The organism is Flavihumibacter petaseus NBRC 106054, from assembly GCF_000974785.1.
Lineage (GTDB): Bacteria > Bacteroidota > Bacteroidia > Chitinophagales > Chitinophagaceae > Flavihumibacter > Flavihumibacter petaseus.
Genome location: NZ_BBWV01000001.1, coordinates 871369 through 898167, shown reverse-complemented (window position 1 = coordinate 898167; position 26799 = coordinate 871369). Strand labels below are relative to the sequence as shown.

Annotated in this window: 22 protein-coding genes; 12 read left to right on the top strand and 10 right to left on the bottom strand. The window is 49.1% G+C overall.

Annotated features, from left to right (window positions below; all coding sequences use genetic code 11):
- Position 1: 1 nt before the first annotated feature.
- A complete protein-coding gene (locus tag FPE01S_RS03775) occupies positions 2-2809 on the top strand; it encodes a tetratricopeptide repeat protein (protein ID WP_046367534.1) in 2808 nt (935 codons plus the stop codon).
- Here FPE01S_RS03775 and FPE01S_RS03770 read toward each other — a convergent pair.
- On the bottom strand, positions 2804-3562 hold the full coding sequence (locus FPE01S_RS03770; protein ID WP_046367533.1) for a phosphoglycerol geranylgeranyltransferase: 759 nt from the start codon (positions 3560-3562) through the stop codon (positions 2804-2806). The two genes, FPE01S_RS03775 and FPE01S_RS03770, sit on opposite strands and share 6 nt — an antisense overlap.
- 59 nt (positions 3563-3621) lie before the next feature.
- Positions 3622-4344: a DUF2490 domain-containing protein gene (locus FPE01S_RS03765; RefSeq protein ID WP_046368627.1), complete on the bottom strand. Its 723-nt coding sequence runs from the start codon at positions 4342-4344 to the stop codon at positions 3622-3624.
- Between the two features lie 256 nt (positions 4345-4600).
- Here FPE01S_RS03765 and FPE01S_RS03760 point away from each other — a divergent pair, with 256 nt between their 5' ends.
- Complete coding sequence (locus FPE01S_RS03760) at positions 4601-7942, top strand: vitamin B12-dependent ribonucleotide reductase (RefSeq protein ID WP_046367532.1); 3342 nt, start codon at positions 4601-4603, stop codon at positions 7940-7942.
- Between the two features lie 373 nt (positions 7943-8315).
- Positions 8316-8795, top strand: coding sequence for a YcxB family protein (locus tag FPE01S_RS03755; protein WP_046367531.1), 480 nt, complete (start codon positions 8316-8318; stop codon positions 8793-8795).
- On the opposite strand, the gene gldB is transcribed toward FPE01S_RS03755, so the two are convergent.
- Positions 8796-9866: a gliding motility lipoprotein GldB gene (gene gldB / locus FPE01S_RS03750; protein WP_052955484.1), complete on the bottom strand. Its 1071-nt coding sequence runs from the start codon at positions 9864-9866 to the stop codon at positions 8796-8798.
- Positions 9867-9890: 24 nt separating this feature from the next.
- Here gldB and FPE01S_RS03745 point away from each other — a divergent pair, with 24 nt between their 5' ends.
- The gene (locus FPE01S_RS03745) at positions 9891-11603 is read left to right on the top strand and encodes an NAD+ synthase (protein WP_245623934.1); all 1713 of its coding nucleotides are present in this window, start codon (positions 9891-9893) and stop codon (positions 11601-11603) included.
- Between the two features lie 77 nt (positions 11604-11680).
- Here FPE01S_RS03745 and FPE01S_RS03740 read toward each other — a convergent pair whose 3' ends face one another.
- Entirely contained in the window at positions 11681-12151 is a 471-nt protein-coding gene (locus tag FPE01S_RS03740) for a lipocalin family protein (RefSeq protein ID WP_046367530.1), read from the bottom strand.
- A 139-nt stretch (positions 12152-12290) separates the two neighbouring features.
- Here FPE01S_RS03740 and FPE01S_RS03735 point away from each other — a divergent pair, with 139 nt between their 5' ends.
- The 5 genes from FPE01S_RS03735 to rsgA are packed head-to-tail and all read left to right on the top strand — an operon-like array spanning position 12291 to position 17001.
- The gene (locus tag FPE01S_RS03735) at positions 12291-13292 is read left to right on the top strand and encodes an AAA family ATPase (RefSeq protein WP_046367529.1); all 1002 of its coding nucleotides are present in this window, start codon (positions 12291-12293) and stop codon (positions 13290-13292) included.
- Between the two features lie 9 nt (positions 13293-13301).
- The gene (locus FPE01S_RS03730) at positions 13302-14171 is read left to right on the top strand and encodes a DUF58 domain-containing protein (protein WP_083990124.1); all 870 of its coding nucleotides are present in this window, start codon (positions 13302-13304) and stop codon (positions 14169-14171) included.
- Between the two features lie 7 nt (positions 14172-14178).
- Complete coding sequence (locus FPE01S_RS03725; protein WP_046367528.1) at positions 14179-15096, top strand: BatD family protein; 918 nt, start codon at positions 14179-14181, stop codon at positions 15094-15096.
- Positions 15074-16084: a vWA domain-containing protein gene (locus tag FPE01S_RS03720; protein ID WP_046367527.1), complete on the top strand. Its 1011-nt coding sequence runs from the start codon at positions 15074-15076 to the stop codon at positions 16082-16084. The genes FPE01S_RS03725 and FPE01S_RS03720 overlap by 23 nt, the downstream gene beginning before the upstream one ends.
- Positions 16084-17001 (top strand): ribosome small subunit-dependent GTPase A, encoded by a 918-nt coding sequence (rsgA, locus tag FPE01S_RS03715; protein ID WP_046367526.1) that lies wholly within the window; start codon positions 16084-16086, stop codon positions 16999-17001. Before FPE01S_RS03720 ends, rsgA begins: the two co-directional genes overlap by 1 nt.
- On the opposite strand, the gene FPE01S_RS03710 is transcribed toward rsgA, so the two are convergent.
- Together FPE01S_RS03710 and FPE01S_RS03705 are read right to left on the bottom strand one after the other, a co-directional pair.
- The gene (locus tag FPE01S_RS03710) at positions 16991-17323 is read right to left on the bottom strand and encodes a DUF3630 family protein (RefSeq protein WP_046367525.1); all 333 of its coding nucleotides are present in this window, start codon (positions 17321-17323) and stop codon (positions 16991-16993) included. The genes rsgA and FPE01S_RS03710 overlap by 11 nt on opposite strands.
- A gap of 256 nt (positions 17324-17579) precedes the next feature.
- Positions 17580-18104, bottom strand: coding sequence for a gamma carbonic anhydrase family protein (locus FPE01S_RS03705; protein ID WP_046367524.1), 525 nt, complete (start codon positions 18102-18104; stop codon positions 17580-17582).
- 38 nt (positions 18105-18142) lie between these two features.
- Between FPE01S_RS03705 and FPE01S_RS03700 the strand changes: the two genes are divergently transcribed.
- Complete coding sequence (locus FPE01S_RS03700; RefSeq protein ID WP_046367523.1) at positions 18143-19348, top strand: aspartate aminotransferase family protein; 1206 nt, start codon at positions 18143-18145, stop codon at positions 19346-19348.
- Here the strand turns inward: FPE01S_RS03700 and FPE01S_RS03695 are convergent.
- The 4 genes from FPE01S_RS03695 to FPE01S_RS03680 form a co-directional block, all read right to left on the bottom strand.
- The gene (locus tag FPE01S_RS03695; protein WP_305070069.1) at positions 19311-20021 is read right to left on the bottom strand and encodes an MIP/aquaporin family protein; all 711 of its coding nucleotides are present in this window, start codon (positions 20019-20021) and stop codon (positions 19311-19313) included. The genes FPE01S_RS03700 and FPE01S_RS03695 overlap by 38 nt on opposite strands.
- 28 nt (positions 20022-20049) lie before the next feature.
- Positions 20050-21606: a glycerol-3-phosphate dehydrogenase/oxidase gene (locus tag FPE01S_RS03690; protein WP_046367522.1), complete on the bottom strand. Its 1557-nt coding sequence runs from the start codon at positions 21604-21606 to the stop codon at positions 20050-20052.
- Position 21607: 1 nt separating this feature from the next.
- Positions 21608-23110 (bottom strand): glycerol kinase GlpK, encoded by a 1503-nt coding sequence (gene glpK / locus FPE01S_RS03685; RefSeq protein ID WP_046367521.1) that lies wholly within the window; start codon positions 23108-23110, stop codon positions 21608-21610.
- A gap of 83 nt (positions 23111-23193) precedes the next feature.
- Complete coding sequence (locus FPE01S_RS03680; RefSeq protein WP_052955483.1) at positions 23194-25719, bottom strand: DUF5686 family protein; 2526 nt, start codon at positions 25717-25719, stop codon at positions 23194-23196.
- 117 nt (positions 25720-25836) lie between these two features.
- Between FPE01S_RS03680 and FPE01S_RS03675 the strand changes: the two genes are divergently transcribed.
- Positions 25837-26478 (top strand): hypothetical protein, encoded by a 642-nt coding sequence (locus FPE01S_RS03675; RefSeq protein ID WP_046367520.1) that lies wholly within the window; start codon positions 25837-25839, stop codon positions 26476-26478.
- Entirely contained in the window at positions 26475-26774 is a 300-nt protein-coding gene (locus FPE01S_RS03670; RefSeq protein WP_046367519.1) for a winged helix-turn-helix domain-containing protein, read from the top strand. Before FPE01S_RS03675 ends, FPE01S_RS03670 begins: the two co-directional genes overlap by 4 nt.
- Positions 26775-26799: the final 25 nt, after the last annotated feature.

Genomic DNA, 26799 nt, shown 5'->3' with positions numbered 1-26799 from the left:
CATGAAGAAGCTTATTATACTCTTTTTTCTGATTACCTGCTGGGCACTTTCCGGCGGTGCGCAGTTTATACCGGCAGATAGTACAGTATTGGCGAAAAAGCAGCTGGTTGTTTTGCAGGAAACGGCGAAGAAAAATGGAAGTATCCGGGAGCTTATCCGGTTGGGTTGCTGGCGGGATGCGGAATTGCTGATTGCACGGCTTTCTCCTGAAGCAGACAGCGTAAAGGTATTCCGGGCTGAATTGGCTATCCTGAACAATGAGTTTCCTAAAGCACAGCAGATCGTGGATGGAGTCATCAGAAAGCAACCGGAAGCAACTGCTGCCAATGTGTTGAAAGCAAACCTTGAGATGCAGGCATGGCGGCTGAATGAAGCAACAAAATATGCCGACAAAGTGTTGCGGGCGCATCCGGGTAATGCTGGTGCATTGTTGCAGAAGGGGCGTGTGTTGTTGTTACAGAAGCAATATGATGCAGCACTGTCCTGTGCTGAAAAAGTGATTCAGGCAGATCCGGCAAATGCAGCTGCCTACCTGCTGCTGGCCGATATTCAGTTCTGGAATCAGCACCCGGAAAAAGCGGAAGCGCCGCTTCGGCGCGCGTTGGAACTGGATCCCTATAATGCTGATGCCCGGTTTGCCTATGGATATGCTATATGGAGAAGGATCGATGCGAGGCAACTACCTGCCATGGCCGCACAATGGGAACTCGCATTGGCCGTCAATCCCCTGCATTATCAGACGCACTGGCACTGGGGCAATGGCCACACGCCGCTTACTTATGCTGATTATGCAGCACCGGATGATGACAAGGTTCGTCTTCAGCTGAAGGCGGCGGATAGCCTGATACGCCTTGACCAGGTCAATGCAGCCATAACTATTACCCGAAAAGTCGAAAAAGACTTTCCGGGATCTGTCATCCCATTATTGCATCGGGGATCGATATATTATTCGGCATTTGACCTGAACAGAAACATGCGGCTGGATTCAGCGCAGGCTTTGTTTTTGCGTGTGCTCGCCAGGAAGTCGCACTATGGCCCGGCACACAACGGCCTCTCTGCAGTGATCAAATCAAAACGGATCCCATACCTGCAGGCTTATGATTCTATCATGCAGGTGTTGCATCATACAAAGATTGCAGATCCCAAAAACTTCTATGCTGTTTTTGATGACCTGGATTATTATTCCGGTGACTTTGCCAGTGCGATGGTATGGCAGCAGTTGTACACTGCGGTGGTCTATTTCCCTTTCCTGAGCCGCCAGAATGACGCCTTCAAAATTCCCCCTTTGCATATTGACCTGGCAACCTGCATGCAGGCACCGTATTTCAGGATCATGACCACATTTGACAACAGGCAGTGGATGGATATCCGTGGGGTTGGAAGCGGTGCAGCTGCCATTGAATATGTGGAAAGGGGAGCCTTCCTGGAACGAAATGTAGTTTTACACGAGTACGTTCATCTTTTTCACAGTGATGTATTGACGGAAGCAGAGAACCGTGCAATTCGCCGGCATTATTATACTGCTATGCAGGAAGGGCGAACACTGGATTATTATTCACAAAACAACGAACACGAATATTTTGCGCAGACCTACCCCGCATATTTTGAGCCGGTAAAAGTTCATCCGCTTGATTTTAAGTCCATGAATACACGGGCGGAGCTGCAAAGAAAGGATCCGCAGATGTTCGCATTCCTCGACAGCCTTGTTAAGAAGGAAAAGGCTTACCTCGCGGGAGACCGCCAGGCGATGGCCAGTAACTGGGCGCAGGTTTATTGCAACCTGAGCCAGCAGGTCAGGGAAGGGGAGTGGAATAAGGCAGCGGCATTACTGGATACCGCACTGTCCTTTGATTCCCGGTATCTTCCTGCCTATACCAGCTATGCAAGGCTGAAAGCAGCACAGCGCGATACAGCCGGAGCATGGCAATGGCTGAACAAGGCTTTGACCATAGATTCCTTGTATGCCCCAGTTTATGCAGCCCAGTCGCTGCTGCAGCAGCATTCAGATACCGCAATCGTCACCCTGAAGAAGGCCATAACGCTAGAGACCGATCTGCAGGAACTCGCTTCGCTGCATCTCCGGCTGACCCGTTTGTACCAGCAGTATGCCCGTATGGCCGAAGCTGTAACCACCGCTGATCATTATCAGACAACAGGGTCATCCTTATCAACTTACCTGCGTGACCGTAAGGATGATGTTGCGGCGATTGCCGCATCGATCCGCGCAAATTCGGGATCCCGGGAGTCATTGGCAACGCTGGCTGACCTGGTTTCGCGCAAACCCCAAAACTATGAATACCGGTTGCTGTATGCAGATGCCCTGATGCGGCAGCATCAGCCGGATTCGGCGATCGCGGTGCTGAAATATGCGCAGCGCATTATGGCGGCCGCCGGAAATACGCGCGCTGATTTTAGCCTGCGGCTGGCTGAGGCATATGACCAGAAAGGGCTTACTGACTCATTGGCGCATTATGTGCATCAGCTGAAGGACAAAACTGATCTTGACGCCCTGGAACAATTGCGTTTCATCAGGATACTGCAGCACAGCGGCGACCATAACAAAGCTGAAGTGCTGCTGGCAAAGGTTGTTCCGGGGAAAACTACCCTTGACGCATCGGCGTACTATTTTACCAGGGCAACTGTTATGACCGAAAGCAGCGATCAGCTTATGGCAGATCTTGAAAAATCCGTTTCGCTGAATCCTTATGATACTGATGCAGTGGAGGAGCTGGTTAAAAGGTATAAGCAGTCGGGAGATCAGGTTAAACTGGCTGCCCTGCTTGAAAAGCAGCAGTCGGTAAGGTTATAGACCGATCCTGGCTGACGCATGCACGGCAGCGGCCATCTCGCTGATCAGTGACTGATCCTTTTCAATTGCATTGCCCACCACAATGATATCAGCACCTGCTTTACAATTGAGATAAGCTTTCTCTGGATCTTTAATACCACCGCCTACGATCAGCGGAACAGTGATCTGTTCAGCCACTGCGCTGATCATTTCTTCCGAAATGGCTTTTTGGGCACCACTGCCGGCATCCATATAGATCAGTTTCATTCCCAGCATTTCACCAGCCAGTGCTGTACAAAGTGCGATTTCATTCTTGTCTGACGGGATGGGGCTGGCATTACTGATATACGACACAGTTGTAGGAGCGCCGCCGTCAATCACCATATACCCCGTACTGATGATTTCCAGTCCGCTCTGCTTTACAAAAGGGGCACTGATGACGTGCTGTCCTATCAGCAGCTCAGGATTTCTGCCGGAGATTAGCGACAGGTAAAGCAATGCGTCTGCATGTCTTGAGATCTGAGATGGACTTCCCGGGAACAGCACTACCGGAATATCGCACTGGTCCTTAATTGCGGTAATGCAGGAATCGAGATGGTTGGAGATCACGAGGCTTCCGCCCACCAGCAGGTAGTCCACTTTCGCGGCGGTTGCCTGTCGTGTGAGTTTGCCGACAGATTGCGGGGTCACTTTGTCCGGATCGACCAGCATGGCGAATGATTTCTGCCTTGCTTTCTTCTTGTCCCTGATATATTGGTAAATTCCTTGCTGCATTCAAAAGGTCATGCTGTGAAACAAAAATGCAAAAAAATGCTGGTATGGCACAATCCTGCTTAGAAGCGCAGGTAAGTTGCCAGCTGAATCACGTGGTTGTTGACAAAATTATCCTGCCTTCCTTCCACATACTGATTCATGTAGCCGGCTTCCAGGTCAACTTTTTTGCTGAACCGGTAACCCAGCGCCAGGTAAAGCCGGTTCTGGTCAAATACCTTGCCGTTCGTTCCGGATTTGTCGCCGAACTGCAGCATCACCTCATCCTGTACAGCACCGAATGCGCCGCGGCTGAAATCCTTCTGGCCGCCAAAGGGTATCACTGACCGGAAGAAATACCGGAAGCGGTTGGAATAGATATTACCGTCATGCCTGATCGAACCGTCGTCTTCATATGATTTGCTGATAAATCGTTGCTCCAGGCGGAAACGATGCTGGATATTGATGAATTTCACTTTCTGCAGTAATATCAGCTGCTCCCAGATGCGGTGTTCCGGTCCATATCCACTGAATCCGTTAATGGTACGGCGATGCTGCACCAGGGCATAACCCACAGTTGCCGTCATCCAGGGTTTGAGCTTATATTGATAACCGGCGCGCAGCATTAAAGTCTGCATATGATTAAAATCGTCGCCGGAGCGAAATTGGACATCTCCGATCAAGCCGGATTTTTTATTGAAATCGACGGAATAGAAAGTAGCCAGCCATCCTGTGTGAGTGGTTTGTGAAACAGCGGGCAGCATAAACAACAGAACCACCCCGCAGGTAAGAATTAAACGCTTCATAGCGCAAATAAAAGCAACCTGCCGCATTAAATCGGTCAATAGGGGAAAATGACGAGTTTTGTCATGGATTTTTAATCTTTTTTACTCAAAATGCTTCAAATCAAGGCCTATCGGGTTATTCCCATTTTTCCCCATTGAATATCCACATTGGTGGATATTTCCGGGTATGATTTTAGAAGGCCGCCTGTTACTTTCGTTTCCACCCGTACCGCAGAAATTGACGATTTCTTCATTTTTCAACCCATCAAAATATTGTATGGCAACCAGAAAAACCGCCGCAAAAGGGCTGTCCTTCAGCCGCCGCTTCACGAAAGAGGGAGTTCCGGTCTTTGACCTGTTTGAGTATGATTACAGAAGCTCGGTGATTCGCAACCCCAATGGGGAGGTGGTGTTTGAAATGAATAATGTGGAAGTGCCAAAAACCTGGAGCCAGATCGCCACGGATATCCTGGCGCAGAAATATTTCCGGAAGGCTGGTGTGCCGCAGGCGGATGGAAGCCTTGGACGTGAAACGTCCTCAAAGCAGGTTGCTCACAGGATGGCGCATTGCTGGCGGGTATGGGGTGAACGTTACGGCTATTTTGCTTCAGAAAAAGACGCTCAGGTATTCTACGAAGAGCTGGTTTATTCTATCCTCAACCAGGCTTGTGTGCCGAATAGTCCGCAGTGGTTCAATTCCGGTTTGTTCGAATGCTATGGCATCACGGGCAAGCCACAGGGCCATTATTTCGTGGATCAGCATGACGGCGTGTTGAAGAAATCCACGTCGGCCTATGAGCGTCCACAACCGCACGCCTGTTTTATTTTAAGTGTTGATGATGACCTCGTGAATGAGGGTGGTATTATGGATCTTTGGGTAAGGGAAGCCCGCATTTTTAAATATGGTTCCGGCGTTGGCACCAATTTTTCCCATATCCGTGGTGAAGGAGAAAAGTTGAGTGGTGGCGGAACGTCCTCCGGACTGATGAGCTTCCTGAAAATTGGTGATCGTGCGGCAGGTGCTATCAAAAGCGGTGGCACTACCCGCCGTGCGGCCAAGATGGTTTGCCTTGACCTGGACCATCCCGAGATCGTGGATTTTATCGACTGGAAAGTAGAAGAAGAAAAGAAAGTGGGCGCCCTCATTGCAGCCGGTTATTCCAGCGACTATGAAGGTGAAGCTTACCGTACGGTAAGTGGACAGAATTCCAATAACTCCGTCCGGATCCCGAATGCGTTTTTTGATAAACTGGAAAACAATGAAGACTGGGAATTAAAAGCAAGAAGTGATGGTCGTATCATGAAGAAGGTTCCCGCCCGGGAACTGTGGAACAAGATTGCCTACGCAGCCTGGCGTTGTGCTGATCCGGGGCTTCAGTATGATTCCACCATCAATGAATGGCATACCTGTCCTGAGGGCGGTCGTATCAATGCTTCTAATCCCTGTTCGGAATACATGTTCCTGGACAATACCGCCTGTAACCTGGCGTCTGCCAACCTGATGCGGTTCTTTGACACGGCGACGAATACATTTGATGTGGAGGGATACAGTTATTCCTGCCGGTTGTGGACGGTGGTGCTGGAGATCTCCGTGCTGATGGCGCAATTCCCATCGAAAGAAGTAGCACAACTTTCATTTGACTACCGTACGCTTGGATTGGGTTATGCCAATCTCGGTACCATGCTGATGGTCAGCGGAATACCCTATGACAGTGAAGAAGCCCGTGGTATAGCAGGTGCTATCTCCGCGATCATGACTGGCATTGCCTATAAAACCTCCGCCGAACTGGCAGAGATCCTCGGACCCTTCCCCCGATATGATGCCAACCGGGAGCATATGCTGCGGGTGATGCGCAATCATCGTGCTGCTGCCTATGATGCAGGGGATGCCTATGAAGGCCTTTCCGTGGCGCCACAGGGAATCCAGGCAAAATACTGCCCGGACTACCTGTTGAAAGCAGCTACCCGTGCCTGGGATGAAGCAGTGCAGCTGGGTGAAAAATTCGGCTACCGGAATGCGCAGACAACAGTAATTGCACCAACCGGAACCATTGGCCTGGTGATGGATTGCGATACCACCGGTGTTGAGCCGGATTTTGCCCTGGTGAAATTCAAGAAACTCAGCGGGGGCGGTTATTTCAAGATCATCAATCAGTCAGTTCCCGCAGCATTGGATAACCTGGGATATACTGAAAAGGAAAAGGATGCCATCATCAAGTTTGCTGTCGGTTCCGCCAGCTTTTCGGGTGCACCGTTTATCAATCACCAGTCCCTTAGTGAAAAAGGCTTTATCGCCGACGAGATCCGCAAACTGGACGATGCTGTTAAAAGCGCATTCGAAATTGGTTTTGTGTTTAACAGGTTTACCCTGGGTGAAGCCTGCCTGGAGCGCCTTGGTTTCACTGCAGATCAATACAATGACTGGAATTTCAGCCTGCTTGAGGCCCTAGGATATACTGAATCAGAAATTGAAGCAGCGAATGACTATGTGTGCGGCACCATGACTGTTGAAGGTGCGCCTTACCTCAAGACTGAACACCTTGCTGTGTTCGACTGCGCGAACAAGTGCGGCAAGAAAGGCGAGCGGTATATCCATGCCCACGGCCACATCCGCATGATGGCTGCTGTTCAGCCCTTTATCAGCGGCGCCATCTCCAAAACCATTAACCTCCCTAATGAAGCCAGGGTAGAGGAGATCGCAGATTGTTATATGCTGAGCTGGAAACTTGGTCTGAAAGCCAATGCGCTTTATCGCGATGGATCAAAGCTGAGCCAGCCGCTCAGCAACAAGAGTGATAAAAAGAAAAAAACTGAAGACAGTGCAGCTAAAGCTGAACCGGCACCGGCACCAGCTTCCAATATCATTGATCTCGGGAAGCTGACGATCGATGAACTGCTGGAAGAAGTTCAGAAGCGCGTTCAGGCATCACCGGATACCAAGCTTAAACGCCGTCTTGCTATGATCGTTGAAAGGCGGACGTTGCCGGCCAAACGCAGGGGATATACGCAGAAGGCAAAGATCGCCGGACAGGCCCTGTTCGTCCGGACAGGAGAATATAATGATGGTACGCTGGGTGAAATCTTTATTGATATGGCCAAGGAAGGAGCGACCATGCGCAGCATGCTGAACTGTTTCGCCATTGCCGTTTCCATTGGTCTCCAGTATGGTGTTCCGCTGGAAGAGTTTGTAGAAAAGTTTGTCTTCACCAGGTTTGAGCCTGCGGGTATGGTTGATCATCCCAACATCAAGAGCACCACGTCAATCGTTGATTTTATTTTCAGATCACTGGCCTACGAGTACCTCGACCGGTCAGACCTGGTGCATGTGCTGGACAAGCCCGAGCTGATGAATATGGGTGATGAAGACTGGGATGAACCCGCTGCTGAACCCGAAAAGAAAACACCCGAATTGAGTGATGTGCGGATCGTTGCGGCGGTAAAGGCACCCAAATCCACGGCCATGAAAGCCACCACGGAGGGCAACTATGATGCACTCAGTGCAGCCAATAAATCAATGCAAAGTGATGCCCCGGCCTGCAATGTTTGCGGCCACCTGACCATCAGGAGCGGCACCTGCTATAAATGCCTGAACTGCGGTAACAGTCTGGGTTGCAGTTAATTCGTTAATATGGACGGTTTCAATAGAACCAGGGCCGCCTGTTTTTACAGGGGGCCCTTTCCATTTCCGGCAACTTCGACCTTAAAATTTAGACGAATGGATGATTTTTTACTGGCTTTGGCATATCTTTCGTATTAAGTAATGCGTTAATTGATCCGTAACCTAAAATCCCGACCGTATGCGTAAACTATTGGCCATTGCTTTTCTGGGGATATTACTGGCAAGTTGTAACCGGGCTGTAACGCCGAGCGAGGCAGCCAACAACAAGTACAAGCATTGCCGGCCTATCCGCTAGAATGATTGGTAAATGAATTGACAAAGTCACCCCGGTTCCGCGAGGCTCCGGGGTGGTTTGTTTAGCGATCAGCAGATTATGAATATTTCTTTCCGGTATGACCGCAAACAGGTGATCCAGGCATTGCGGTATCATTTTTTTACAAAGCCTGAGATCCGGTTATTGGTGATAGGCATTAACCTGTTTACCATCGTGGCCGCCATTTTGCTCTATTTTAAACGGGTAACTCCTTTTACATTCCTGATATTTTCCACGTTGTGGATGCTTGTAATGCTGGTGGTCTGGCAGATCATGCCCAACAGTATCTACAAGCGCTCTGAAACTTTCAGGGATTCCTTCCTGATGCATCTTGACGATACCGGGGTGGTACTCCAAACCGGCAGAGGCACACAGTCGTGGCATTGGAACCGGTTCAGCAAATACCTTGAGACACCTTTTTTCTTCCATCTCTATTTTACACCGAATTCATTTTTTCTGCTACCTAAGGATGCGATCGGAGACAGCGGCGACCAGCAGCTGGTACGCGAATTGTTGCGCCGTCACATTGGCGGTAAATGATCACCGGGGTTTGTATTTCGCGCTTTCAAGAATAGTGCGCGGCTTGAGCAGCATGAGCTGTCCTGGTGTCGTAGCCTTGTTTTTGTCGATGTAGGTTTCCACGATTTTCATCCCTATCCATTGCCCCAGGTTACCTGGTGCTGCAGGCGGAAAACCCTGGGTCCCGGGCGCCTCGCCGATAAAATTCTGGATCATGGACGGATCTGTAGTATAGATCTGGTCGTTCTGCAGCATGAGGTTCCAGATAATACCTTCATTGCTTTCGCACCAATCAAGCTGCTCTTTTGAAAAGCCGGTGATCAGGCTGTCTGGTGAATCGGGCAGAAACTGTTTGGCAAGCCACCAGTATTTTCCTTTTTCGATCATCTGGTCGACCAGCGCCATACCCTGACTTTTATCGGGGAATAAATCCTCTTCCACAGCTTTGATACAGTTGACCGGGATGTAAGCTTTATCGAATCGCCGGGAGATATATGTCGGGTACAATTGCTGACCCTCTGGTGAAGTATAATAGGGATAGTCGGCACCTGCGTAAAGATGAAGACCGATGACTATGGCATTTTCCGTGATCGCGGCGCCCGGCCCGTCAAATGGCCCGAAATAGCTGATGAACACGGGTACTTTATAAGCAGGAAAATAAGCTTTTACATACTGGAAAGCCTGTTGCAGGGAACGTTCGGTAGCTGACAGATCGGAAAACCGGCCTTTTACCTGATCGTAGGCAGCGGCGTAGCTGGTGAAGAAATGGCGATTGGCAACCGGCAGCACTTTATTGGAATCACCGATGATGCCTGCCCCCAGGATATTGGCGGTAAAGTCGTTGATGAAAACCGGGTATTGTTGCTGAAGCTTTAACAACCCTTCCGGCAGGTGGTTGGAATCCTGTGCAAAATAGTCACGGTCAAAGCGCTGAATTTCTGCCTTTACGGCAATATTGGAAATGTCTGGTTTTTGTGATTTTCTGTCACCACAGGAGAGGAAAAAAATCACTGCCAGGAACATGCAATAACTGCCTTTCATCGGATTGAAACGTTTCTGCCTGAGTTTTGTTGTTGTAAGTAGTCCGTACATTCGGAGCTCGAAATTACTTCCAATATGTTGAAAATAGCGATATCGCAACAGAATTACCATATCGGCAATTTTTCCGCCAATATCGAAAAAATGATCGGGGCTATCCGGCAGGCAGAGGCTGCCGGGGTGGATCTGCTGGTCTTTTCCGAACTGAGCGTCTGCGGATATCCGGCCAGGGATTTCCTGGAATTTGAAGATTTTATCCGCCAATGTTATGCGGCTGTTGATACGCTTTGCCAGCATACGGATAAAGTAGCGGTAATCATAGGTTGCCCTCAGCGGAACCCGCGAAAGGAAGGTAAAGACCTTTTTAATGCCGCCTGGCTGCTTGAAAAGGGAAGGGTGAAAGCGGTTGCTCAAAAGACCTGCCTGCCTACTTATGATGTATTCGACGAATACCGCTATTTCGAGCCCGCATTTGAATGGAACGTAATACCCTTTAAGGGCAGAAAAATTGCCCTGACGATCTGCGAGGACATCTGGGCGCTTGACGAAAATCCGCTATACCGTGTTTGCCCCATGGATGAGCTTATCAAAGCGGGTCCTGATCTGATGATCAATATTTCGGCTTCGCCATTTGACTACGATCATGATGAAGACCGGAAGGAGGTAGTACGGGCGAACGTGCTCGCCTATAAGTTACCTATGGTCTATTGCAACGCCGTCGGATCGCAGACCGAAGTTGTATTTGACGGAGGAAGCCTGGTGTATAATGCGTCTGGTGAACTCGTACGTGAATTGAAATATTTTGAAGAGGATTTCGCCATTGTCGATCTTGATGACAGCATGTTTCTGACCGGTGGTTCAAGTGTTGTTGCCCGGAAGCTGGATAAGGAAATGCGGGTGTCTAAAGTGAAAGATCCGGAGATGATCATTCCCTATCTCACCGATCCGAATAATATGCGGCAGATCCATGCGGCATTGGTATTGGGAATCCGCGATTATTTCGAAAAGATGGGCTTTTCCAAAGCGATCCTTGGCAGCAGTGGTGGCATTGATTCTGCAGTGACGCTTGCCATTGCCTGTGAAGCGCTGGGTAAAGAGAACGTGCGGGCGGTGCTGATGCCATCCGGTTATTCCACTTCGCATTCCGTTGATGACGCTGTTCAGCTGAGCAGAAACCTTGGTAATCCCTACGACATCATTCCGATTGCTCCGGTTTACGATGCATTTCTCAGCACCCTTTCACCGATATTCAAAGACCTGCCCTTTGGTATTGCCGAAGAAAATATTCAAAGCCGTACCCGTGGTAACCTGCTGATGGCGATCGCCAACAAGTTTGGATATATTCTACTCAACACTTCCAACAAGAGTGAGCTGTCTACGGGATATGGTACGTTGTATGGTGATATGGCGGGCGGACTGGGGGTTTTAGGTGACCTGTATAAAATGCAGGTATTTGCGATGGCACGCTATATTAATCGCAATGGCGAGATTATCCCTGAAAATATAATTGTCAAGCCGCCTTCTGCAGAACTGCGTCCGGGGCAGAAAGACAGTGACAGTCTGCCGCCCTATGACCTGTTGGATAAAGTGCTGTATCAGTATATTGAAAAACACCAGGGGCCGCAGGAGATCATCGCCATGGGTATTGATGCCGCGTTGGTGAACCGTGTACTGAAACTGGTCAATTCGAATGAGTACAAGCGGAACCAGTTCTGTCCCATTATACGGGTCAGCGCAAAAGCATTTGGTGTGGGCAGAAGGATGCCGATCGTTGGGAAGTACCTGAGTTAAAAGAAAAGCCCCCAGTATAGACATACAGGGGCTCTGTTTATGAAATCAGCAGATAAAAAAAGATATTCCTGCGGGAATTAGTGTTTGAGTTTGAGTACCTGGTGAACAGTGATTCCTCCACCGGCATCTTCCACGGTATACACTTCAAGTGTATTTTCGTTAAGTATTCTGATCTGACCATCCTGATCGATCAGGCTCGGGATGGAAAAACTGAGGACTGTTTCATTTTCCTTGAAGGTCCAGTTAAATGTCTGATCACCTGCATCTTCCCCGTCGCAAACGTTGGCGCCTTCATTATACACACCTGTACCATCCGTGTGAAAAGTCACTGTGTTGTCGAGGGAACAATCATCAATGGGAAGCGTTTGATCAACTACGCCATCTTTATTGATGTCAATGCCAACACTTTCGATTTTCCAGGATTTTGAAGTCAGCAGTGAAGTTTTTGATGTAGCGGGATCATCCTTATCCTTAGAACAGGAAGCAAATCCGGTGGCCGTTAGTGCCAGACTGGAGTAAAGCAGAATTTGCCGGAAGCCTTTTGTCATAAGGTGGATTTATATTAAAACAAAAATGTGCGAGTTTTATTGTGCGTCCAAAAAATTATTGCCGTTCAAACTTGAAATCCTCAACTTGGCAGAAGAATTGCAATCTTTGAGTAGTATTTTGCATAACTAAATTTCATATATGTTGCCGACATCGGAGGATATCCGTCAATTAAATGAAAAAATCCAGTATCAGGGTGCATTTACCGACAGGTTAAGAGAAGTGGTGGGAAGAGTGATCGTCGGTCAGCACCATATGCTTGATCGTTTGCTGATTGGTTTGTTGAGTAATGGACACGTATTGCTGGAAGGGGTTCCCGGCCTGGCAAAAACACTGACCATCAAATCGCTTGCCCAGGCTGTGCAGGCCCGGTTCAGCAGGATACAGTTCACCCCTGACCTGCTCCCGGCAGATGTGATCGGGACCATGATCTACCAACAGCAGAAAAACGAATTTGTGGTTCGCAAAGGTCCCATCTTCGCCAATTTCATCCTTGCGGATGAGATCAACAGGGCGCCGGCAAAAGTTCAGAGTGCATTGCTGGAAGCCATGCAGGAACGGCAGGTGACCATCGGCGACAGTACCTATAAGCTGGAAGAACCTTTCCTTGTACTGGCTACTCAGAACCCGTTGGAACAGGAGGGGACCTATCCGCTTCCGGAGGCGCAGGTAGACCGCTTCATCATGAAGGTGATCGTGGGGTATCCCAGCAAACAGGAGGAACAGCTGATTATCCGCCAGAACGTGATGGATGTAAAAGGGGAGAAGGTAAGGCCTGTGGTCAGCGTGCAGGACCTGCTGGAGGCAAAGGAACTGACGCGGCAGATCTATATGGATGAGAAAGTTGAACAGTATATACTTGACATTGTATTTGCGACCAGGCAGCCTGATCAGTATAATCTTTCCAGGCTGAAGCCTTTGCTTTCCTATGGCGGATCACCGCGTGCCAGTATCAACCTGGCTCTAGCTGCGAAAGCCTATGCATACCTGTCGAAGCGGGCTTTTGTAATTCCTGATGACGTCAAGGCGATTGCGCGCGATGTATTGCGTCACCGCCTTGGACTGACCTATGAGGCGGAAGCTGAAAACGTGAGCGTGGAACAGGTGATTGAAGAGATACTTAAAACGATTGCTGTACCTTAATCTTGCGATGTGCTGAGCACTGCAGACATATTAAAGAAAGTAAAGGAGCTGGAGATCAAGAGCAAGCGGTTGACACAGCATCTTTTCACCGGTGAATACCATAGCGCATTCAAGGGGCGCGGCATGTCGTTCAAGGAGGTACGTGAATACACTGCCGGAGATGACGTCCGCTTTATCGATTGGAACGTATCCGCGAGATTCAATCATCCTTACAGTAAGCTATTCGAGGAGGAACGTGAACTGACGATGATGCTGCTGGTTGATATCAGCGCCAGTTCATTGTTCGGTACTGTACATGCCCGGAAAAAAGATCTGGTGACGGAGATTGGTGCCGTACTGGCTTTCTCTGCCATCAGCAATAACGATAAGGCAGGTGCAATACTGTTCAGCGAAGGCATCGAAAAATATATTCCGCCAAAAAAGGGGCGTGATCACGGCCTTTATATTACCCGGGAACTGCTCACCCGCGAATCAAAGAAAAAAGGAACTGATATCACACAGGCGTTGCGTTACCTGAACAATACCACCCGGCAAAAGTCTATTGTGTTCGTTTTAAGTGACTTCCTTGACCCACGGTTTTCTGAAGGCCTGCGGGTAGCCGGAAAAAAGCATGATGTGATCGGCATAAAGGTGTATGACCCGATGGACATGCAATTGCCTGATGCCGGCATGCTGCTTGTGGAAGATGCCGAAACCGGTGAGGAAAGATACCTCGACAGCAGCGGCTACCAGGTCCGTAAGGCCTACCAGGAAGCATTTTTCAGCCACTCCGAATGGTGCAAACAGGCATTCACCAAAGCGGGTTGCGACTTGCTGCATATTTCCACCAAAGAAGACTATGTAAAAGTGCTGCAGAAGTTTTTCATCGGCAGAACCTAGAACGGACATGATCAGAAGAATAATTCAAATATGCCTGTTTGCCGGCGCCCTCCTGACTGTGCGTCAGGCATCGGCGCAACATATCCACCTGAAGGCATCGGTGAACAGGGATAAAATCCTGATCGGTGAACCTGTCCTGCTACAGTTGGAATTATCTGCTCCCCAGGGCAGCACGCATGACTGGTTCAGAACGGACAGCCTTCCCCATTTTGAAATCATTGAGGCTGGGAAAATTGATACCGCTACCGGTGTGGATGGCGATTTTTTCAAACAGGTGCTGACAATTACTTCTTTCGATAGTGGCAGCTGGACAATCCCGATGTTGTCACTCACTGTGAATAATAACCGCTACCTTACTGATTCCGTGAGCATTGAGGTGGGGTACACGCCAACTGACCCCAACCAGCCTTATCACGATATTAAGGAGATCATAGAGGTACCTGAAGCAGAGCCGCTGTATATCAATTACATCATCGCAGTAGTAACGCTTATTGCCATTGCGGTTGCGGCATATCTGCTCTGGCGGAAAAAGAAAAAGCCGCAGGAACAGCCTGTGGTTAAAGCATCCTCCCAGAATCCGTTTGAACGGGCTATGGGTGCTATCCAGGAACTGAAAGCTGCAGGCACGCCTGCCGGCGAAAGTATCAAACGCTATTATGTTCAGTTGAATGATATCCTCCGGCAATACCTGAAAGACAAACGTTTTGTAAATACGCAGGATGCGGGTAACCGGGAACTCCTGCTTACAGTCAGACCCCAGCTGGACAGCGATACTGCTCATCAGCTGGAGCATGCGCTGCAACTGGCTGATGCGGCTAAATTTGCGAAATACCAGCCCGATGCCCAAACCCATGGTCAGGCGCTCGAAGCAGTCAGACTGTCCATAGAAAAACTGGAAAAAATTGATAACACGGTACTTCGATAGTATATTTTTCGCATGGCCTTTTGTGCTCTGGTTCCTGGTACTGATCCCGGTACTCGCTTATTGGTACTGGAAAAAAAGGCAGGGAAGAAAAGCGGCATTACTGGTTTCTGATACGGCATTGTACAGGCAGGTACCCCGTACCTGGAAGTCCAGGTTGGTGCATGTACCCTTCATACTGAGGTTGTTTGCCCTCACGCTTCTGATAATGGCATTGGCAAGGCCACAGACCAGGTTTGATGAAGAACAGGTAAGTGGTGAAGGAGTTGACATTGTTCTTTGTATTGATGTCAGCGGTTCGATGCTTGCGCAGGATTTTACGCCTAATCGCCTTGAAGCCGCCAAGGAGGTGGCCGCCAATTTTGTGGATACGCGGAAGACCGATCGTATCGGGGTGGTGATTTTTTCAGGGGAAAGCTTCACTTTATGTCCCATTACAACAGATAAGGCGGTGCTAAAATCGCAGATATTCAATATTCAGAGTGGTCTGCTTGAAGATGGTACTGCAATCGGATCAGGACTCGCCACGAGTGCCGACAGACTGCGTACCAGCAAGGCGGCGAGCAAGGTAGTGATCCTCCTGACGGATGGAGAGAACAATGGTGGTCAGATACCTCCGGTTACGGCAAAAGAAATAGCCAAGAAACTCGGGATCCGCGTGTATACGATCGGTGTTGGTTCTGAAGGATACGCTCCCATACCGGTGCAATCTGAATCCGGTGCGGTGATCATGCAGCGGGAAAAAGTGAATATCGATGAAAAATTGCTGACAGAAATTGCCCGGGAGACAGGGGGGAAATATTTTCGTGCAAAAGACAATGAAGGTCTGGAAAGGATTTATACCGAGATTGATCAATTGGAAAAGTCACGTTTTGAAGTGAGTGCGCTGCGCCGTTATACTGAAAGATATCTTCCCCTGGTTCTTATGGCCATTGCATTGCTGGCAATCGAATGGCTCATGCGCTTTACCATCCTTAAAAAGTTCCCCTGATGAAGGCAAGGGTATATAAATCAACCGGCAGCTGGTATTGGTTGAAGGACGAAGCCGGCCGATTTTGCAGAGGGCGCATCAAAGGCGTGCTGAAGATCGGAGGGATCACAAGCACCAATCCGGTTGCCGTTGGCGACTGGGTGGTGATTGAAGAAGAAGATGTTGTTGCGGGCACCGTGCTGATCAGCAGTATCGATGACCGCCATAATTATATCACCCGCACTTCCCCTCACCGCAAAGCACAACATCATATTATTGCATCAAATCTTGATCAGGCGATCCTTTTCGCCACCATTCGCGAACCAAGAACATCTCAGGGTTTTATTGACCGTTTTCTGATCTCGGCGGAAGCATATCATATTCCTGCCATCCTGGTTTTCAACAAGGCTGATGTTTACCGGGAAAAAGACCTGGAGAAATATGCGGAATGGGAGGATATGTACCAGGAGATCGGTTATACCGTGCTGTTGGTAAGTACGAAGACAGGCCAGGGAATTGACGCCGTAAAGACATTGCTGAACAACCGGACTACTTTGCTGAGTGGTCATTCTGGGGTGGGGAAGTCAAGTTTTATCAATGCAGTTTTTCCAGGCTTCCAGCTGAAAACACAGGAAGTAAGTGACTGGAGCGGCAAAGGCCTGCACACTACAACATTTGCGGAGATGTTTGATCTGCCGGAAGGTGGTAGTATTATAGATACACCGGGAATACGGGAGCTGGGCCTGGTAGATTTCAGCAGGCAGGAGCTTTCCCATTATTTTCCGGAAATGCGTGCTTTATTGCAGGAGTGTCAGTTCAACAACTGCCTTCATCAGAACGAACCGGGTTGTGCCATTAAACAGGCTGTAAATGACGGGCGGATCCACGTGGACCGGTACGTCAGCTACTGTACCCTGCTGGAAGAAATCAGGAAATAAATTTTCTTGCTGTATTGATCAGCAGCCGGGATTCCAGGTAACCTGCTACTTCTTCAACGGCTTTATTATCGCGTTCAATCGCTTTTTTCGCCTGTTTCGGGTAAAGGCAGATGCCGGTGTAAATATTGTAATGGAGAATGAGGGGTTGCCCTTTGTATTTGAAATCCCAGATCAGCGAGTCGAAATCATCCAGCTTGCTGCTGAAACGAACTTTTAGTCCCTCTGTCAGCAGATTGGCAACTTCATAAAAACGTTTCAGACCACCATCTTCGTCAATTACGGCTTCAGTGAAACCGTCATGCGTGTGTAGAACGGGGCACATATGGGTAGGATTTAGTTCCTGGGTCAAAAATTGTTCAGGCTTTGAACTTCTTCGCTTTCGGAACTTTCTCCCCACTCAGAATCCTTTCAGCTCCCACATTCGCTCCACTGTTCGGACAACCTGTTTTCGGGCGTGTCAGAGCACAGGAGGAAGTAAATACTACGGTCAGGGCAAAGAAAATTACCGAACCTAAACGGGTGGCGCTCATAAGATATTTACTGTATAACGGCATCATGGGGAAAATATTTTGCGGTTATCAGGAAACTTCTCCGCGAAACCATCCGGAAATCCGGATATAATTGTTCGCAATGCGGCCAATCTCATTATGGATGAGTTCCTCGGAAATATCTTTTACCTTTTTGGCGGGTACGCCTGCATAAACACTGCAGGATTCACAAATGGTGCCTTCCAGTACAACTGCCCCGGCTGCAATGATAGTATTGCTGTGCACCACAGCATTATCCATGACGATTGAACCCATACCAATCAGCACGTCATCGTGGATCTGGCAACCGTGAACGATAGCGTTGTGGCCGATAGATACATTATCTCCAATAACGGTCTTACTCCGCTGGAGGGTTGCGTGGATAACAGCATTATCCTGAACATTGACCTTATTGCCCATGCGGATCGAATTCACATCGCCGCGGATCACGGCATTGAACCAGAAAGAACACTGGTCTCCGGCAACAACATCGCCTACGATGGTAGCATTTGGAGCAATAAAATTGTCTTTGCCGAACTGGGGATAAATGCCATTAACAGGTAAGATCAGTGCCATACCGCAAATATCATCATCTTTGTTCAAAACGTGGTATTATGAATCACCGGCAGGTATTTCTCCGGCATGTTGCACAGACATCTCCGGCGCCGCTGGCACTGGAGATCGTGAAAGCCAGAGGCACCTGGCTGGAAGGAAAGGATGGCAAAAAATACCTTGACCTTATAGCGGGGATCAGTGTTTGTAATATAGGTCACTGTCACCCGCAGGTGGTGAAGGCGATCCGCAAGCAGGCAGAGAAATACCTGCACTTGATGGTGTATGGTGAATTCGTGGAACAACCGCAGGTAGCATATGCCAAACTGCTGACCAGTCTGCTTCCCGTCACGCTTAACAGTGTTTACTTTACCAATAGTGGCGCTGAAGCTACTGAAGCAGCAATGAAACTGGCAAAGCGGGTTACGGGTAAAACGCAGATCATTGCATTCAACCAATCCTATCATGGATCCACCCAGGGGGCGCTCAGCATCATCGGCGATGAATACTGGCGCAATGCATTCCGGCCACTGTTGCCGGGAATACATCATGCCTCCTACAATGATCCCGGACTGCTGAACCTGATTAATAACCAGACAGCTGCGGTTATACTGGAATCAGTGCAGGCGGAACGAGGAGTATTTACGCCCAACCGGGAATGGCTGGCTGCCCTTCGCAGGCGCTGTTCAGAAACAGGCGCATTGCTGGTTATGGATGAAATTCAGACGGGGTTCGGCCGTACGGGGAAACTCTGGGGATTTGAATGGGGTGATGTGGTTCCTGATGCTGTTTTGCTCGGAAAAGCACTTGGGGGAGGTATGCCGTTAGGCGCATTGGTGGCCGATAAGCAGCTGATGGATGTTTTTACGGAAAACCCGGTGCTGGGGCATATCACTACTTTCGGCGGGCATCCTGTGAGTTGTGCAGCCGGATTGGCCGCAACAGAAGTATTGCTTGAAAACAGGTATTTGGAAAAGGTCCAGGAAAAGGAAATACTTTTCAGATCAATGCTTCAGCACCCCGCAATTGAGGCAGTCAGAAGTAAAGGTTTGCTGATGGCTATTGCCTTTGCAGATTTTGAAACCAACAAGAAGATCATTGATCATTGCATAGAAAACGGGTTACTGACAGACTGGTTCCTGTTTGCGCCGCATTGCCTCCGGATAGCACCTCCGCTGAGTATCACCAAAAAAGAAATACGACAGGCCTGTACCATACTGACAGATGCCATCACTGCAGTGACAGGAAAATCAGGGCAGCCAGGATAGCGCCTATTACCGGACCGGCAACAGGGATCCAGGCATATCCCCAATCGCTTGTGCCCTTGCCTGGGATGGGTAAGGTGGCATGCGCCATCCTGGGTCCGAGATCGCGGGCGGGATTGATAGCGTACCCGGTTGGCCCCCCTAAAGAAAGTCCGATGGCCAGAACCAGCAGCGCTACTGGTAGTGCGTCCAGTGACCCCAGCCCGGTTTTGGGTGCGGTGATAAACAACACTGCCAGCAGGAATACCATGGTTGCCAGCGTTTCTGTGAGCAGGTTAAAGAACGGCGAACGAATGGCCGGTCCTGTACAGAAAGTGGCCAGCTTTGCTCCCGTGTTTTCTGTTGCCGCGTAATGCCTGTTGTAAATGAGCCATACCAGCGATGCACCCGCATAGGCGCCTGCAACCTGTGCAGCGATATAACCTGGTACCAGCGTCCAGCTGAACTTGCCGGTAATTGCCAGGCAGATACTTACTGCCGGATTAAGGTGCGCACCACTGGAAGCAGCAACACTGTAAACACCCACAAATACAGCCATCGCCCAACCAAAAGCGATCACGATCCATCCCCCTTCTTTTCCTTTGGAATGTTGTAACAGTACATTTGCCACCACACCATTGCCCAGACAAATCAGGAAGCAGGTGCCGATAAATTCTGCCAGGTAAGGATGCATCATATGCTATTGTTTTGGTTTAATATATTGATCATTGAGGCGGCAGATAATGCCTGGCGGTTTGTGTGAAGGATTCTACCTGGGTAATCTCCCAGCTTTTGGGATAGCCATGTTCGTTGGCCAGGATTGCAGCGACTGCCGGAGCAGCTTCGATGGCTGCACGTGCATCCAGCAGCAGGGCCCGGGTTCTCCTGGATAACGCATCTTCAACTGTCATGCACATTTCCTTTCGCGCCGCCCAGTGAATTTCAGTATGGCGATAGGGTAGTCGCGGATGCAGCATCCCAGATAATTCCGGGTTCACCAGTTCCAATTGCTCAAGCGCCTCCCGGTCACTTCCGTAGTAATAGCGTGCTGCAGTGAAATCTGTGTTTTGCAAAGCACCATGAACAGGCAATGTTGAGGTGATACAGGGACTGTCTGTTAACAATTCTGCGCGGATAGCTGCATTGACGGCATCTTCAGCCATCTTACGATAAGTGGTCCATTTACCTCCTGTGATGGTTATCAGGCCACTGTCGCTGCATTCAATGAAATGATCACGGGAAAGACCGGCCGTATTGCCGCCGTTCCCCCTGACCAGTGGTCTCAGTCCGGAGAACACAGACAGGATATCGTTTATGCCCGGGTCCCGGCTCAGGTAACGACCAATGTTCTTTATCAGGAATCCGATTTCTTCAGCAGTAGGTATTGGTTCAGCGCTGGCTTCAGCAACCGGAATATCAGTTGTGCCGATCAGCAGTTTCTGATGCCAGGGAACCGCGAACAATACCCTTCCGTCGGAAGTCTCAGGGATGAGCATGGCGGTATCGCTCTGCAAAAATGATTTGTCAACTACAAGATGGGTGCCCTGACTGAGTGCCAGTAGTGTGGGCTTGCCGGGCTGGTCATTCTGCCTGAGACGGTCGGAGAAGACGCCGGTGGCGTTAAAAACACAGGAAGATTCAGGTTCAAAGGTCTCTCCGGATAAGGTATCCGTTATCCTTACACCGGCAATTTTTTGATGCCGTTTCAGTAAACTCTCCACCCTGCAGTAGTTGATAAGGCATGCCCCGTGCTCAACTGCCGTTTGGGCAAGATTTATGGCAAGTCTTGCATCGTCGAACTGCCCGTCATGATACACCACACCTCCCCGTAAGCCTTCAGGATCCAGCGTGGGTACGAGTTCCAGCGTTTCTTCCCGCGATAACAATGTAGATGGGCCCAGGCCCAGTCTTCCGGCCATCCAGTCATATATCTTCAGACCAATGCCATAAAAAGGGCCTTCCCACCACTTGTAATTCGGCAGTACAAAAGACTGGTCTTTTACCAGGTGCGGGGCATTCTGCCGAAGTAAACCTCTTTCCCGTAACGCCTCCATAACGAGCCGCACGTTTCCCTGTTGAAGATACCGTACACCGCCATGCACCAGTTTGGTTGATCTTGATGAGGTCCCTTTGGCAAAATCTGCGGCCTCCAGGAGTAGTGTTGAATAGCCCCGGGAAGCAGCATCAACGGCGATGCCCAGACCGGTAGCACCTCCGCCGACGATGATGCAGTCCCATTTTTTTTCTGCCGAAAGCCGGCGCAGCATTGCTGATCTCTCCATATTAACTTTCGTCATTTGCCCAGGCAATGCTTGCATTGACTGCTCGTTTCCATCCACGTATCAATGGGGCTATTTCTGAGGCTGCACAGGATGGATAAAAGTGCTGATCAGCCTGCCATTGCTGCTGTATGACATGAACATCTTCCCAGTATCCTACTCCGAGCCCGGCGAGGTAGGCTGCGCCGAGTGCGGTGGTTTCATAAACGGTTGGCCTTACAACAGGTACCTGTAAAACATTGCTTTGAATCTGCATTAATAAATTGTTGGTTGTAGCGCCACCATCTACCCGCAGTTCACTGATAGGAAGTCCTGCATCTGCTTCCATGGCTTTCAACACATCCATCACCTGGAAGGCAATGCTTTCCAACGCAGCTCTCGCAAGGTGGGCCTTGGTGGTTCCCCTCGTGATTCCAAAACAGGTTCCCCGCGCATGCTGGTTCCAGTGTGGCGCACCAAGCCCGGCAAAGGCGGGTACCATGAACACGTTTTCCGTAGTACTGACGGAGGCAGCGAGTGTTTCGATTTCAGATGATTTCCTGATCATCTGAAGGCCGTCGCGCAACCATTGTACTACCGCCCCGCCTATGAATATACTTCCCTCCATTGCGTAGGTAATCCTGTTGTTCAGTTTCCATGCGATAGTTGATAACAGATTGTTCCGGCTCATTACCGGCTGCTCACCGGTATTCATCAGCATAAAACATCCCGTGCCGTAAGTATTCTTCACCATCCCGGGGTTAATGCATTGCTGCCCGAAAAGCGCAGCCTGCTGATCGCCGGCTATGCCCGCCATGGGAATGTTGGCGGTTTTCACAATGCTCTCCGTAACCGCATAAACTTTTGAACTGGGAATGAGCTCCGGCAGCATTGATGCGGGGATATCAAACAGTTTCAGCAATTCCTCATCCCATTCACCGGTATGGATATTCAGCAACATTGTACGGGATGCGTTTGACAGGTCGGTCACGTGCACCTTGCCGTTAGTCAGCTTCCATGACAGCCAGGTGTCGACCGTACCAAATGCCAGTTCTCCCTTTACCGCCTGTTCCCGCGCACCGCTGACATTATCAAGGATCCACTTCAGTTTTGTAGCAGAAAAATAGGCATCGATGATCAATCCGGTTTTTTCCTGGATCCGTGCTGACCAGCCTTCCGCTTTCAACTGATCACAATATGCGGAAGTTCTCCGGTCCTGCCAGACGATTGCACGATAGATAGGGCGGGAGGAACTTTTTTCCCAAACTATAGTAGTCTCGCGCTGATTGGTGATGCCGAGGGCAGCGATCTCATTTGTGGTCAGCCCGCTTTTGGCAAGGCATTCGGCCATTACTGAAAACTGAGTCGCCCAGATCTCTTCCGGATCATGTTCCACCCACCCCGATTGGGGATAGTATTGTGGAAATTCCTTTTGTGCGAGCTGACTGATCTGACCGTTCCTGTCAAACAGAATTGCTCTTGAACTGGTGGTACCCTGATCAAGGGCAAGGATATACTTCTCCGGCATGCAGAACGTTTTTGACGATAAAAGATAAGTAAAAACAGTTTGATTCTGCAGTTCGGAAAGAGGAATTAACTTAATCGTTCCTGTCAGAACGCCAGCCGGAAACTTCCGAAAATCCCAAAGCGGCTGACCCTGTCTGCCGGCAATGGTTGCGGCAACACGCGCCATACAAAGTCCAGCCGGAAAACTTTGAAGATATTGTCGACACCTGTACCCAGTTCAAGGTAAAGCTTGCCGTCAAGGTCTTTGAAGTTATTATAGGGATTATTGAAGTTGAGTTCCTTGTTGGCCGGACTGATACTGGTCGTAATCCCTTTTGCACTCCAGAATTGCCGGAATTTTAGTTTCCTGGTCAGCGGGATGAAACGGAACAGTCCATTGCCAAAATTATGTTCTATGTTGAATCCGGCATAACGGTCACCTATATACTCCCATCTCGCCATCAGGTTGAAAGCATATTTGTTGTAATAGTAGATCTCATTACCGGGAATTACATTGAGCATCATATAGGGAAGCGTTCCGGTTACGCCACCGCCAAAGAAATTGTAATAGAGGCTGCCATAAGGTGCGATTTTCAGGTAGTCGGATACGCTGAGGTATACCTTGTCATATTTGTAATTGCTATGGAACACGCCGGGAATGCCACGGGCATACATGAATTCGACGATCGGGTAGGGACTTCCCAGGCTGAACCGGTTAAAGTTGGTTTCCAGGAATTTTTCATTGTAACCAAAGCGAACCCGCACGCCCAGTTCGAAATTTGTAAGCGCTTCCCCCTTTCCATTGCTGGTCTCAAACAATTCCTTGGGTGGAAGATTCTGCAAAGGTTCGAATACCTTGTGTACGCCCAAAAAGGTTGCGGAAATACCAGGCGACCATTCTGTAAAATATTCCAGTTTGCTTTCCTGGATCTGCATGAACTTCAGCGGAATCTTGTTCTTCCGGATAGCGAGTGCGAAAATGTTATCCGTTCCGATCTCATCATAGTAAACCTGTCCGTTGTCAAGGTCTTTCGTATAACTGCCATGAATATACGATCGCGGTGACCTGCTGAAGAGGTATTTTGCTTCCACCTTTCCCTTGAATGCCTTATCGCCAAATCCATAGGCCAGGTAGCCATGGAGGTAAAGATCTTTGTTGAACCGGGGATTGGTGCCAAGATCGAAACGCATCCGGAATCCCTCCCAGGAGTTGCCCGTAAACCAGTTGAACCAGGGACCGATCTCAAAATTTCCGACGTTCCGGTAGCCGGTCGCCAGGAAATTGATGGTTGTCACATATTTTTTGAAAATGGGCATTTTCTGAAGCGTATCGATCATGGCATAAATGGCTGCTTCATTTTTGCTGAGTTGTTCATGCCGGGAGCCATCCCAGAAACTGTCGGCCTTCTGCATCGCACCGGCAGCAAAAAGTATTTCAGACTGTACTTTATTCCGGGCGATACTGTCCCGGATATATTGTTCATTTACTACAATGTCCCGGTAGGTAGTTGTCTTTCTTCCGATCACCCCGAACCCTGATTTACCAATAGGTGCGATATCCGCAACAAATTTGTCTTTTACGAGAAACCAGACACTGTCATTCACCAGCTTGTATTCCTGGATCAGGCTCAGCTTATCGACAAAGTTGATATTGGCTTCTTTGCTGAGCGCCAGTGTCATTTTCTGGATCGCCCAGGTGCTGTCATGCACCCAGCAGTCACCCATAAAAGTGTTTTCACCTTTCCGTTTCGGGGTAAAGCTCATGTGGATAAGACGGCGGCCTGCCACAAACTGGCTGTCCAGTACCTTATAATGGTAATAGGCGTCGCCGTTGTCACTGATGGGGCTTACAAACTGTTTGTCAAATACGGGAATGAAATTGTTGTAGACGTTAACGTTTTGATCCGTCCCGCCAAGTAGTTTGCTGACACTCTCGTTATTGATCCCGATGGTTTTGACAGCTTTGATGATCTCCCTCGTACGCCACGGCGATTTCTGGTAATAGTAGTCTGAAATTGTCTCCGTGAGATAGATAGGCAAAAAAGGCTGCCCTTCGGTAGTATCTATATTTTCCAGGATAAAGCCGAAAGGTTTCAGCAACCCCATATCTTTCAGCCTGTCCTTTTTGAGCCGGTTTAGGTCCAGCTCCAGTTTGTTGTACAGTTCATATTTAAACGCTGTAAAACGATAACGGTCATTGAAAGGTTTCCGTTTTACAATCCGCTTCCACATGAGGTAACCCTTGTCGATCTTCCGTTTTACGACAACTTCGGCGGTGGTTTTGCCGCGTACCATGGACAGAATGAGGTCTATGGATTTGCCGCCATCCTTTGAAAACTGGCTAATCACGGAGGGATTGATGGGGATGCGGAGGTCTTCATATCCCACATAGGTGATTTCCAGCGTGTCGGCTGACCAGTTGGGCACCCGCACGATAAAACCGCCGGAGCTGTCAGACAGGCTGCCGGTCTGGGCAATCTTCAATTTGAGGGAAGCGAAAGGGATGCGTTCGTCGCTGAGTTTATCTTTGACATAACCCCGGATGATCTTTTCCTGGGCATTTGCCCTGTGTTCGATCAACAATCCCAGCAGTAAAAGAATAATACACTTGCAAAACAGTCTCCATCCCATAGAAATCCAAAAATACTATATGTCCACTAACGCTTAGAATACTTTAACAGTTGTGTCTGCCGAAAAAATTTTGACGAGTAGTGGAAATTCTGTTGCTTTGGCATACAAAGTACTTTTATGGTAAGCGAAAATACGGGCCTGGAAACCTTACAGGATATCCGGAAAATGATGGAAAGAAGCAGCAGGTTTATCAGCCTTAGTGGCTGGAGTGGGGTTGCTGCCGGTACATCTGCGCTGGCAGGCGCTTTTTTCGCCCGCAAGGCTATTGCAGACTATTATCATAACTATGATGCAGGTGGAGCGGGCTGTGCCGATTGTCTGGCGCAGACGCTGATCAGGATTGCCGTCATCGTCTTTATCACTGCCCTGGTTTCAGCATTCCTGTTTACCTGGTTTCGCAGCAGACGGGAGGGAGTAGCCTTCTGGGGCAGTGCAGCCCGCCGCTTGCTGTGGAATACCGCGATTCCCATGGCTGCAGGAGGTGTGCTGGTGCTGCGGCTGATTTCCCTGAAAATGTACCTGTTGATCGGACCCGTTTCCATGATCTTTTACGGACTCGCACTGATTAACGGTAGCCGGTATACGCTGGGAGAAGTCCGTTACCTTGGGTACTCATTTTTGATCCTTGGCCTGATCAGTACATGGTTTCCGGGTGAAACACTTTATTTTTGGGCATTCAGTTTTGGCATACTGCATATCATTTATGGCATCAGTATGTGGTGGAAATATGAAAGAATTCCCGTGCGCGTAATATCATGAAGAATCCCATTGAACATCTCAACAAAGTATTTGACAGCCGGATCCGGCTGGGGATCATGAGCGCCCTCATGGTGAACGAATCCGTCAACTTTAATGAATTGAAAGAACTGATCGACGCTACCGACGGTAACCTGGCTACCCACCTTAAAACCCTTGAAGAGCATCATTTTATCAAGGTGCAGAAAGGATTTATCGGAAGAAAGACCAATACCGTCTATTCTGTCACCAAAGCCGGCGAGAAAGCCTTCAAGATTCACCTGGAAGCGCTTGAAAAAATGATCCGGTCAATAGGGTGAATTTTTTTTGTAAAAATACTTTGAA

What these genes read in the sequence shown, in the direction of transcription:
- FPE01S_RS03775 (WP_046367534.1), top strand. Translation starts at nt 2, where the DNA reads ATGAAGAAGCTTATTATACTCTTTTTTCTGATTACCTGCTGGGCACTT.
- FPE01S_RS03770 (WP_046367533.1), bottom strand. Translation starts at nt 3,562, where the DNA reads ATGCAGCAAGGAATTTACCAATATATCAGGGACAAGAAGAAAGCAAGG.
- FPE01S_RS03765 (WP_046368627.1), bottom strand. Translation starts at nt 4,344, where the DNA reads ATGAAGCGTTTAATTCTTACCTGCGGGGTGGTTCTGTTGTTTATGCTG.
- FPE01S_RS03760 (WP_046367532.1), top strand. Translation starts at nt 4,601, where the DNA reads ATGGCAACCAGAAAAACCGCCGCAAAAGGGCTGTCCTTCAGCCGCCGC.
- FPE01S_RS03755 (WP_046367531.1), top strand. Translation starts at nt 8,316, where the DNA reads ATGAATATTTCTTTCCGGTATGACCGCAAACAGGTGATCCAGGCATTG.
- gldB (WP_052955484.1), bottom strand. Translation starts at nt 9,866, where the DNA reads ATGTACGGACTACTTACAACAACAAAACTCAGGCAGAAACGTTTCAAT.
- FPE01S_RS03745 (WP_245623934.1), top strand. Translation starts at nt 9,891, where the DNA reads ATGTTGAAAATAGCGATATCGCAACAGAATTACCATATCGGCAATTTT.
- FPE01S_RS03740 (WP_046367530.1), bottom strand. Translation starts at nt 12,151, where the DNA reads ATGACAAAAGGCTTCCGGCAAATTCTGCTTTACTCCAGTCTGGCACTA.
- FPE01S_RS03735 (WP_046367529.1), top strand. Translation starts at nt 12,291, where the DNA reads ATGTTGCCGACATCGGAGGATATCCGTCAATTAAATGAAAAAATCCAG.
- FPE01S_RS03725 (WP_046367528.1), top strand. Translation starts at nt 14,179, where the DNA reads ATGATCAGAAGAATAATTCAAATATGCCTGTTTGCCGGCGCCCTCCTG.
- rsgA (WP_046367526.1), top strand. Translation starts at nt 16,084, where the DNA reads ATGAAGGCAAGGGTATATAAATCAACCGGCAGCTGGTATTGGTTGAAG.
- FPE01S_RS03710 (WP_046367525.1), bottom strand. Translation starts at nt 17,323, where the DNA reads ATGTGCCCCGTTCTACACACGCATGACGGTTTCACTGAAGCCGTAATT.
- FPE01S_RS03705 (WP_046367524.1), bottom strand. Translation starts at nt 18,104, where the DNA reads ATGGCACTGATCTTACCTGTTAATGGCATTTATCCCCAGTTCGGCAAA.
- FPE01S_RS03700 (WP_046367523.1), top strand. Translation starts at nt 18,143, where the DNA reads ATGAATCACCGGCAGGTATTTCTCCGGCATGTTGCACAGACATCTCCG.
- FPE01S_RS03695 (WP_305070069.1), bottom strand. Translation starts at nt 20,021, where the DNA reads ATGATGCATCCTTACCTGGCAGAATTTATCGGCACCTGCTTCCTGATT.
- FPE01S_RS03690 (WP_046367522.1), bottom strand. Translation starts at nt 21,606, where the DNA reads ATGGAGAGATCAGCAATGCTGCGCCGGCTTTCGGCAGAAAAAAAATGG.
- glpK (WP_046367521.1), bottom strand. Translation starts at nt 23,110, where the DNA reads ATGCCGGAGAAGTATATCCTTGCCCTTGATCAGGGTACCACCAGTTCA.
- FPE01S_RS03680 (WP_052955483.1), bottom strand. Translation starts at nt 25,719, where the DNA reads ATGGGATGGAGACTGTTTTGCAAGTGTATTATTCTTTTACTGCTGGGA.
- FPE01S_RS03675 (WP_046367520.1), top strand. Translation starts at nt 25,837, where the DNA reads ATGGTAAGCGAAAATACGGGCCTGGAAACCTTACAGGATATCCGGAAA.
- FPE01S_RS03670 (WP_046367519.1), top strand. Translation starts at nt 26,475, where the DNA reads ATGAAGAATCCCATTGAACATCTCAACAAAGTATTTGACAGCCGGATC.